Below are 8,265 nucleotides of genomic sequence, written 5' to 3'. Positions count from 1 at the left end.
CCCGACGCCCTGGGCCTCGAGCCCGAGCGCCACGTTCCCGCGCACGGTCCGCCAGGGGTAGAGCGTCGGATCCTGGAAGACGAGCAGGCGGGACGGGTCCGGCCCCTCGACCGGCCGGCCGTCGACCGTGATCGCGCCCTCGTCGGGCGGCTCCAGCCCGGCGACGAGCCGCAGCAACGTGGACTTGCCGCATCCCGAGGGGCCGAGCAGAGCCACGAACCCGCCCGGCGCGACGCTGAGGCTGACCCGGTCGAGCACCGGCAGGGGCGCGCCGCGGATATCGAAGGCGTGGCTCACCGCCTCTGCGTGCAGGCTCGCACCGAGAACCAGGTCCGCCGGTCGTTCCAGCGCGGCGGCTACCATTGCACCAGCCCCTTCTGCCAGGCGAGCAGGCGGTCGCGCAGGCGGAACAACAGGGTGATCAGCGACGAGCACATCAGGGCCATCACGATTAGCGCCGCGTACATGTTGGCGTAGGCCGCCCAACCTTGCGCCCATTGCAGGTACCAGCCGAGGCCCGACTTCACGCCGAGCATTTCGGCCACCACCAGAACCGCGAAGGAGCCGCCGAGCCCCATGAACAGCCCGACGAAGACGTGCGGCAGCGCCGCCGGGATCGCCACCCGCAGGATCAGGAAGGCGCGCGAGGCGCCGAGCGTCCGCGCCACGTCGAAATAGGCCTTGTTGACGCCGGCCACCCCGGACCAGGTCAGCACCGTCACCGGGAATCCGGTGGCCAGTGCGACCAGGAAGGTGCTCGCCGACCACGAGGACGGGAAGACGAAGAACGCCAGCGGCAGCCACGCGGTCGCCGGGAGCGGGCCGACGAAACGCAGCACCGGATGCGCCCAGTAGCCCACCGCCTTGGAGGTTCCGATCGCGACGCCGAGGACGAAGCCGACGCTCGACCCGATCGCGTAGCCCCCCGCCAGCAGGATCAGCGAGTTCAGCGTGCTGCCACCGAGCTTTGGCCAATCATCGAGGAACACCTCCAGGATCGCCTGGGGCGGCGGGAAGAACGGGATCGGCAGGAGATCGAGCTTCGCCGTGACCAGTTCCCAGGCCAGCAAGGCGATGGCCAGCGCGGCCAGCCACGGGCTCCAATACCGCAGGCGCGCCCCGATTGTGCCGAGCGAGCCGGCGAGGAGGCCCAGCGGCAGCAGCGCCAGCCCGATGGCCGCCGATCCCTGCGCGAAGATGGCCGTCCTCGGGAAGTCGCCCGCTTCGGGCAGCTGCAACGTCAGGCCCGCGAGCGCCAGCCAGGCGAGGCCGGCCAGGACGATCCGCCAGGGCGGACCAGGGAGGCGCGCGGGTTCGGCGGCGGTCCTGCGCGCGGGCGTCCCGGCGGTGATGCTTCCGGACATCAGGCGGCTCAGCTCAGCACGTCGGCGTAGATCCGCTCGGCGAACGTCGCCGTATCGGTCGAGCGCTTCAGGACGTTCACCAGCTTCAGCTCATCGCCGTAGAGGGCGAGCTGCTGCTTGAGCCGGCCGCCCACCGGACTGTCGCCGTGTTGCTGGCTGCGCAGCATCGTGGCGAGATCCTCGATGGATCCCTTGCCGCCATATCCGGCGAACGCCTTCGCGGCCGCCTCCGGGTTCCCGTGGACGGCGTGGCCGCCCTCCAGGATCGCCCGGGTGAGCGACGCGGCGACCGCCCGGTCGTTGCGCAGCAGGCTGCCGCGGACCGCCACGACGCAGCAGGTGCGGTCGGCGTATTCCCCCGACAGGTTCGTCGCGATCTCGGTGAAGCGCGGATCCTTCAGCCAGATCCAGGTGCGCGGGTCGCCATCGGCCAGGGCCTGCGCCTCACCCTTCTGCACGGCGAGATTCAAGAGGTCCGCCGGGTATTGCCGCCACGCGACGCCGCTGTCGGGGTCGATCCCGACCTTGGCCAGCTGAAGGCTGAAGAAGTTCTTCGCCGGGCTCGCCTGATCGCTGATCGCGATGGTCTTGCCCTTGAGCGATGCGATGTCGGTGATGCCGCTGGAACTGTCGGCCAGCAGCCTCAGGCAGCCGCCGTGCAGGCCGGCGGTGATCTTCACGTCGAAACCCTGCTCCAGCGGCTTGAGCCAGCGCAGGGCCATGCCGATCCCGGCGTCGGCCTTGCCGGTGGCGATGGCCTCCAAGAGGGCTTCCGTAGCCCCGCCGAAATTGACGAATTCGACGTCGAGGCCGTGCTTGGCGAAGATGCCCTGCTCCTTCGCGAGCGGGGCGGCGGCGGTGCAGATCGCCGTCGCGTTCCAGGCCAGCTTGACCGGCCGCAGCGGGCCCGACGAAGCTTCGGCCGCCGCGGGCCGGCAGAGCGGACCGGGATCGAACGGCGCGCCGGGTCCGGGCGCCCACGCCTGACTCGCGCCCATCCCCAAGCCGAAGGGGGCCGCCATCGCGGCGGCGCCCGCCCTCAGCACCAGGCGGCGCGAGGGCATCCGGCTGAAAGCTTGGGATCCCGGATCTGACGGGTCGTCAATCATCGCACGTCTCCGGGCCGCGCGACCGCGCGGTAGGCTGGGCCGACGCAGGACGTGGCCCGACCGCGCGGCCGAGCACATCGTGCATCCTGAATTCGGGCGACTGATCCGTCGAGGGATCAACGGATCCAATATTCAATCGGACCGGAGCCGAGTCAACGAAAGCGTTTTCTGATCTTTTCGTGGACTCGAAAACGTTTTTCGCTTGCTCGCCCGAGAAACGAGGATGATCTCCAGCGCCGCCCCGCGGCGGCGGCCGACGTCAGGCGGTGCCGACGCGATACTGGCGCGGCGGCTCGGTGCCGTTCACCGCAAAGGCGCCGACGATCCGGTCCCGGTAGATCCGAGGGTTGTGCGACGCGATGGTGCGGGCGTTGCGCCAGTAGCGGTCGAGGCCGAGCCCCTGCTTCACCGCCGAGGCGCCCAGCGCATCGAACAGGATCGTGGTCGCCTCCAGCACGAGGTTGGTGACCACGGTGACCGCCTGGTTGACCTCGACGTCGGCGAGCGCCGTGGCGCGCTCGGCCGGCGCCTCGGTCTCCCGGCCACCCGCGTCGCGGTGCAGCTCATAGGCGCGCTGCAGGGCCTCGGCCGCCTTCAACGCCACCGCGCCGGCCGCGTAGGCGTTGCCGCGCACCCGGCCGACCACGGCCAGGATCTGCGGATCCTCGGCGGTCCGTCCGGCATTGCCGTGGCTGTAGACGCGGGTCCGCTCGGCGACGAGACGCCCGACATCCTCGGCGGCGGCGCGCCCGATCCCGGCGAGCGTCGCCAGGTGGACGAGCTGGAAGAACGCCATCGCGTAGGGGAAGCGGGCCGGATCGGGCTTGATCAGGTCGGGCGGCAGGACGACGTCGTCGAACCGGATCGTGCCGCTCGCGGTGAGCGCCTGGCCGAACCCGTCCCAGTCGTCGACGATCTCGACGCCGGGCGCCCCGGTCGGGACAGCCGCCACCAGGGGCGCCCCGTCCTCGTCATCGGCCGAGAGATGGATGTAGTCCGCGAACAGGGAGCCGGTGGTGTAGAATTTCTTGCCCGACACGACCCGCTCGGCACCCCGCCGACGGACCACGGTGTCGAACTGGCCGACCTTGGCGGGGCCGGTCTCGGAGACACCGCTGCCCACGGTCTCGCCGGCGGCGATCCTGGCGATCCAGCGGGCGCGCCAGTCCGGCGCGGTCGAGCCGAGCACGTCCTCGGTGAAGCCGAAATGGGCGCGCAGGGCGTTGGTGACGTTGGAATCGGCCTGCGACAGCTCGATCAGCAGGTTGAACAGCTCCGGCAGGCTGGCCCCATGGCCGCCGGCCTCGACCGGCAGGCGCAACGTGGTGAAGCCGACCTCCTTCAGCCACCCGATCTCGGCGTGCGGCAGACGGTGCGCGCGGTCGCGCTCGACCGCCGTGGCGCGGATCTCGGCGAAGGTGGGCCGGAAGCGCCCGGCCAGATCCTCGTAGCGCTCGCTCGGGCCAGCGCCCCAACCCGCATCCCACTGCGCCATCGCCTGAAGCTTTCCACGTTGATCGTCGCTGCCGAACACCCGCAGGATCCCGGCGCGAGACCTATGGATTCGCCAAGTCGGGCCGCGATCTCAAGATGCTGCACGGGAAAAACGACAGCTTGCAGTCGATTTGGAAGCACTACCTCATTGGGAATGCCTGACTGAATAGATGTTCTTCAAGAGCATCCCAATAGAAAACAACATTCCGATTGACCCGACGTCGCGTTCGAATACCCTCCGGGCTTCGTTCTCATAGACGCCGCACGGCCTCGTTCAGGGTGCGCGGCCCTGGCCCCTTCCGAAAGCAAGCCATGTCGACACCATGACGACACCCCGCGAACTGCGGCTGAACGCGTTCCAGATGGCTGCACCCGGTCATACGTGGGCCGGCCTGTGGCGCCATCCCCGGGACACCAGCGCCGCCTACAACACGCTGGATTACTGGATCGATCTCGCCCGGACGGCCGAGCGGGGCCTGTTCGACGGTGTATTCCTGGCCGACGTGATCGGCCAATACGACGTGTACGGCGGCGGTGTTGAGACGGCGCTCGCCCGCGCCGCACAGGCCCCCAATATCGACCCGTTCCTGGTCGTGCCGGCCATGGCACAGGCGACGCGCCATCTCGGCTTCGGCGTCACCGCGAACCTCACCTACGAGCACCCCTTCACCTTCACCCGGCGGATCTCAACCCTCGACCACCTCACCGGAGGCCGGGTCGGGTGGAATATCGTGACCGGTTATCTGGAGAGCGGTGCCCGTGGCATGGGCCAACCGGAAGCGCGGGCGCATGACGACCGCTACGACGCGGGCGAGGATTTTCTGGAGGCGTCCTACAAGCTGTGGGAAGGCAGTTGGGAGGAGGGCGCGGTGCGCCGCGACCGGACCGGGGGCGTGTTCACGGATCCGTCCCGGGTCCATCGTGTGCTTCACGAGGGCCCCTATTACCGGGTTGATGGACGCCATCTCAGCGAGCCGTCGCCGCAGCGTACGCCGGTGCTCTACCAAGCCGGCACCTCCGCCCGGGGGCGACAGTTCGCGGCCCGACATGCTGAGGCGATCTTCCTGAACGGCCATACGCCGGCCGTCGCCGGGAAGGCGGTCCGCAGCATCCGTGAGGCCGCCCGGGACGCTGGTCGGGACCCCTACGATATTCGGATGTTCATTGGCGCCACGGTGATCGTCGCCCCGACGAGGGCTGAAGCGCTCGACCTGCGCGATGCGTATGCCCGCTACATTGACCGCGAAGGCCAGCTCGCCCTGGTGTCGGGTTGGACGGGAATCGATCTCGCCGGCCTACGGCCCGACGAGCCTTTCGCCTATCAGAAGACCAACGCCATGCAGTCTCTGGTGGAGAATCTTACGGCTCCGGGCGAGCGACCGTTCACCCCGGCCGACTTCGCCGCATTCGGCCCGCGAGGGGCGCGGGCGCCGTTCATCGTCGGCTCCCCCTCCGAGGTGGCCGACACGCTGCTCGAATGGGCGCAGGAAGCCGATATCGACGGGTTCAACCTCACACGGGCCGTGGCACCCGAGACGCTGGAGGCCTTCGTCGATTTGGTCGTGCCGGAACTTCAATCCCGCGGGGTGTTCAAGACCGCCTATCGAGACGGGACCTTGCGGGAGAAGCTGTTCCCCGGCTCCGGCCCGCATCTGAAGTCCAGTCATCCGGGCGCCGCCTTCAAGGTCGGACCGGGAGCCAGGGACGTGCGCCAAGACTCCTGAACCCGCCACGAGCCGACACACCATGAGCCGTCATCGAACACGCCGCGCAGTGCTGGGCATAATGGCCGGACTTCTAGCCGCCGCCCCGGCCAAGGCCGAAAAACCTCTGCGGATCGGCACCACCGCCGGTCCAATCGGCCAGACCCTCGCCTTCGCGGCAGACCTGGCGCGCAAACGGGGGCAGGCGGTGGAGATCGTCGAGTTTACCGACTGGGTTACGCCAAACGAGGCTGTGGCCGATGGCAGCCTCGACGCCAACCTGTTCCAGCACGTGCCCTTCCTGCAATCCACGATCAAGGCGCGGGGCTATCGACTCTTGCCCGTGGCTGGCGCCTTCGTGCTACCGGTCGGTCTCTTCTCGAAACGTGTGACACGCTTGGATGCGGTACCCGACGGGGCGAGCGTCGCCATCGCCAACGATCCGGTCAACGCCGCGCGCGGCTTGCACCTGCTCGAGAAAGCAGGTCTGCTTAAGCTGAACCCTGGCAGCGGCGACGATGCCTCGGTGGCCGATATCGTGGCGAATCCGAAGGGTCTCCGCATTTTGGAACTCGACGCCGCACAGCTGCCACGCGCACTCGACGACGTGACCCTGGCGCAGGTAAGCTTTACCTACCTGTTCGCGTCCGGAGGCGACCCCAGCACCGCTCTGATCACCGACGGGTCCGGTAACAAGCACTACACGGTGAGCTTCGTCGCCCGGCCCGAAAACCGGGACGAACCCAGGCTCGCGGCCTTCATCGCGACGTTCCGGTCCCCGGAGGTGAAAGCCTATATCGAGACCACCTTCCGGGGATTCTTCGAGCCTGTGTGGTAGCGCCCGCTACCAGCTCGGCAGCACGGTGCTGCCGAACGTCTTCTCGATGAACGCCTTGACCTCGGGGCTGCGGTAGCTGTCCACGAGCGCCTTCACCCAGGGCTGGTCGCGGTCGGCCTCGCGGACCGCCAGGAGGTTGACGTAGGGGCCCTTCGGCTCCTCCTTCAGGATCGCGTCCGAGGGCTTCAGGCCGGCGGGCGTGGCGAAGTTGGTGTTCACCGCGGCGGCGTCGACATCGTCCAGGGACCGGGGCGTCTGCGCCGCGTCGACCTCGATGAACCGGAGCTTGCGCGGGTTCTCGACGATGTCGGCCACCGTCGGCTTGAACCCGGTGCCGGCTTTCAGCTTGATCACGCCCTTGTCCTGCAGGAGGAGCAGCGAGCGTCCGCCATTGGTCGGGTCGTTCTGGATCGCCACCGTGCCGCCGGTCGGCACCGCGTCGAAGGTCTTGTGGCGCTTCGAGTAGATCCCGAGCGGGAAGTTCACCGTCGTGGCGACGGCGACGATCTTGTAGCCGCGATCGGCCTTCTGATTGTCGAGGAAGGGCTGGTTCTGGAACGAGTTCGCCTCGATCTCGCCGGCCGAGAGCGCCTCGTTCGGCACCACGTAGTCCGAGAACTCGATGATCTGCAGGTCGAGGCCGTTGCGCGCCGCGACGGGTTTCGCCGCCTCGAGGATCTGCCCGTGCGGCCCCGGCGTCGCGCCGATGCGGACACGCTTCAGGGCCTCCGCGTGCCCGATACCGGGCATCACGAGGAGGGCGGCAAGCACCAGGCGACGCAACATGGCGGACGATCTCGCGATTTCGGGGCCGAACGTTCGATGCGGATCAGCTCTGGCGGTGGCGCCGGTTGAGGCGGCGCGCCAGGCGCTCGCCCGCAGTCTGGAACACCTGCACGAGCACGATCAGGACGACCACGACCGCCAGCATCATGTCGGGCCGGAAGCGCTGGTAGCCGTAGCGGATGCCGAGATCGCCGAGCCCGCCGCCGCCGACCGCGCCGGCCATGGCCGAGTAGCCGACCAGCGATACCACCGCGAGGGTGAGCCCCAGGACGATGCCGGGCAGCGCCTCGGGGATCAGCACCTTGCGGATGATCTGCGCCGGGCTCGCCCCGAACGCCCGGGCGGCCTCGACCAGACCGTGATCGACCTCGCGGATCGCCGCCTCGACCAGCCGCGCGATGTAGGGTGTGGCCGCCACCGTCAGCGGCACGCTGGCGGCATAGGTACCGATCGAGGTGCCGGCCACCAGGCGGGTGAACGGGATGATCGCCACGACCAGGATGATGAAGGGCGTCGAGCGCGTCGCGTTGACGATCACCCCGAGGGCGGCGTTGAGCGCGGGCGCCGCCAGCAGCTCGCCGCGCTGGCTCGTCGCGAGGAACACCCCCAGCGGCAGGCCGAACAGCGTGCCGATGGCGGCGGCGAGCGCCACCATGGTCAGCGTGTCGGCGGTGGCCTGGACCAAAAGGTTGATGAGTTCAGGCGACACGGGCAGCCCCCTGCGCAACGTCTTGGGCGACGTCCTGGGCCGGCGGCAGATAGCCGAGGAATTCGGCCGGGATGCCGAGCGCGGCGAGATAGGCCTGGGCCCGCGCGGTGACGTCCGGCCCCGGCGACAGGCCGAGCGCCAGGGAGCCGAAGCGCTGGCCGGCGATCTCGTCCACCGCGCCGGCCAGGATCACCGCCTCGATCCCGGTCTCGCGGGCGAGCCGGGCGATGATCGCGGTGTCGGCCTGCGCCCCCCGCAGCGC

At 69.2% G+C, this 8,265-nt stretch carries 9 protein-coding genes; 2 read left to right on the top strand and 7 right to left on the bottom strand.

Features of this window, described 5'->3' with window-relative positions; genetic code table 11:
• The 4 genes from FV228_RS14565 to FV228_RS14550 all read right to left on the bottom strand — a co-directional run.
• Positions 1-363, bottom strand: a 363-nt coding sequence (locus tag FV228_RS14565; RefSeq protein ID WP_147855279.1) for an ATP-binding cassette domain-containing protein, incomplete at its 3' end; no start/stop codon positions are given.
• Positions 357-1,364 (bottom strand): ABC transporter permease subunit, encoded by a 1,008-nt coding sequence (locus tag FV228_RS14560; RefSeq protein ID WP_147855278.1) that lies wholly within the window; start codon positions 1,362-1,364, stop codon positions 357-359. The genes FV228_RS14565 and FV228_RS14560, both read right to left, overlap by 7 nt.
• Positions 1,365-1,372: 8 nt before the next feature.
• The gene (locus FV228_RS14555; RefSeq protein ID WP_147855277.1) at positions 1,373-2,473 is read right to left on the bottom strand and encodes an ABC transporter substrate-binding protein; all 1,101 of its coding nucleotides are present in this window, start codon (positions 2,471-2,473) and stop codon (positions 1,373-1,375) included.
• A 259-nt stretch (positions 2,474-2,732) separates the two neighbouring features.
• Positions 2,733-3,968 carry an acyl-CoA dehydrogenase family protein gene (locus FV228_RS14550; RefSeq protein ID WP_147855280.1) on the bottom strand — a complete coding sequence of 412 codons (1,236 nt, stop codon included), beginning with the start codon at positions 3,966-3,968 and terminating at the stop codon, positions 2,733-2,735.
• 322 nt (positions 3,969-4,290) lie between these two features.
• On the opposite strand from FV228_RS14550, the gene FV228_RS14545 reads away from it, so the two are divergent.
• Complete coding sequence (locus FV228_RS14545) at positions 4,291-5,691, top strand: LLM class flavin-dependent oxidoreductase (RefSeq protein ID WP_147855276.1); 1,401 nt, start codon at positions 4,291-4,293, stop codon at positions 5,689-5,691.
• A 22-nt stretch (positions 5,692-5,713) separates the two neighbouring features.
• Positions 5,714-6,508: a MetQ/NlpA family ABC transporter substrate-binding protein gene (locus FV228_RS14540; protein ID WP_147855275.1), complete on the top strand. Its 795-nt coding sequence runs from the start codon at positions 5,714-5,716 to the stop codon at positions 6,506-6,508.
• 6 nt (positions 6,509-6,514) lie between these two features.
• Here the strand turns inward: FV228_RS14540 and FV228_RS14535 are convergent, their stop codons facing one another.
• The 3 genes from FV228_RS14535 to FV228_RS14525 form a co-directional block, all read right to left on the bottom strand.
• Positions 6,515-7,294 (bottom strand): MetQ/NlpA family ABC transporter substrate-binding protein, encoded by a 780-nt coding sequence (locus FV228_RS14535; protein ID WP_147855274.1) that lies wholly within the window; start codon positions 7,292-7,294, stop codon positions 6,515-6,517.
• A 43-nt stretch (positions 7,295-7,337) separates the two neighbouring features.
• Positions 7,338-8,003 carry a methionine ABC transporter permease gene (locus FV228_RS14530; protein ID WP_147855273.1) on the bottom strand — a complete coding sequence of 222 codons (666 nt, stop codon included), beginning with the start codon at positions 8,001-8,003 and terminating at the stop codon, positions 7,338-7,340.
• On the bottom strand, positions 7,993-8,265 hold a 273-nt coding region (locus tag FV228_RS14525; protein WP_281406495.1), incomplete at its 5' end, for an NIL domain-containing protein. The genes FV228_RS14525 and FV228_RS14530, both read right to left, overlap by 11 nt.

Origin of the sequence: Methylobacterium sp. WL18 (assembly GCF_008040015.1) — a bacterium.
Lineage (GTDB): Bacteria > Pseudomonadota > Alphaproteobacteria > Rhizobiales > Beijerinckiaceae > Methylobacterium > Methylobacterium mesophilicum.
Note: the sequence above shows the minus strand (reverse complement) of the source record. Positions and strands in the feature narration are given on the sequence as shown.

Coding starts and splice junctions, on each gene's coding strand:
- FV228_RS14540 (WP_147855275.1), top strand. CDS start 5,714: ATGAGCCGTCATCGAACACGCCGCGCAGTGCTGGGCATAATGGCCGGA.
- FV228_RS14535 (WP_147855274.1), bottom strand. CDS start 7,294: ATGTTGCGTCGCCTGGTGCTTGCCGCCCTCCTCGTGATGCCCGGTATC.
- FV228_RS14550 (WP_147855280.1), bottom strand. CDS start 3,968: ATGGCGCAGTGGGATGCGGGTTGGGGCGCTGGCCCGAGCGAGCGCTAC.
- FV228_RS14545 (WP_147855276.1), top strand. CDS start 4,291: ATGACGACACCCCGCGAACTGCGGCTGAACGCGTTCCAGATGGCTGCA.
- FV228_RS14560 (WP_147855278.1), bottom strand. CDS start 1,364: ATGTCCGGAAGCATCACCGCCGGGACGCCCGCGCGCAGGACCGCCGCC.
- FV228_RS14555 (WP_147855277.1), bottom strand. CDS start 2,473: ATGATTGACGACCCGTCAGATCCGGGATCCCAAGCTTTCAGCCGGATG.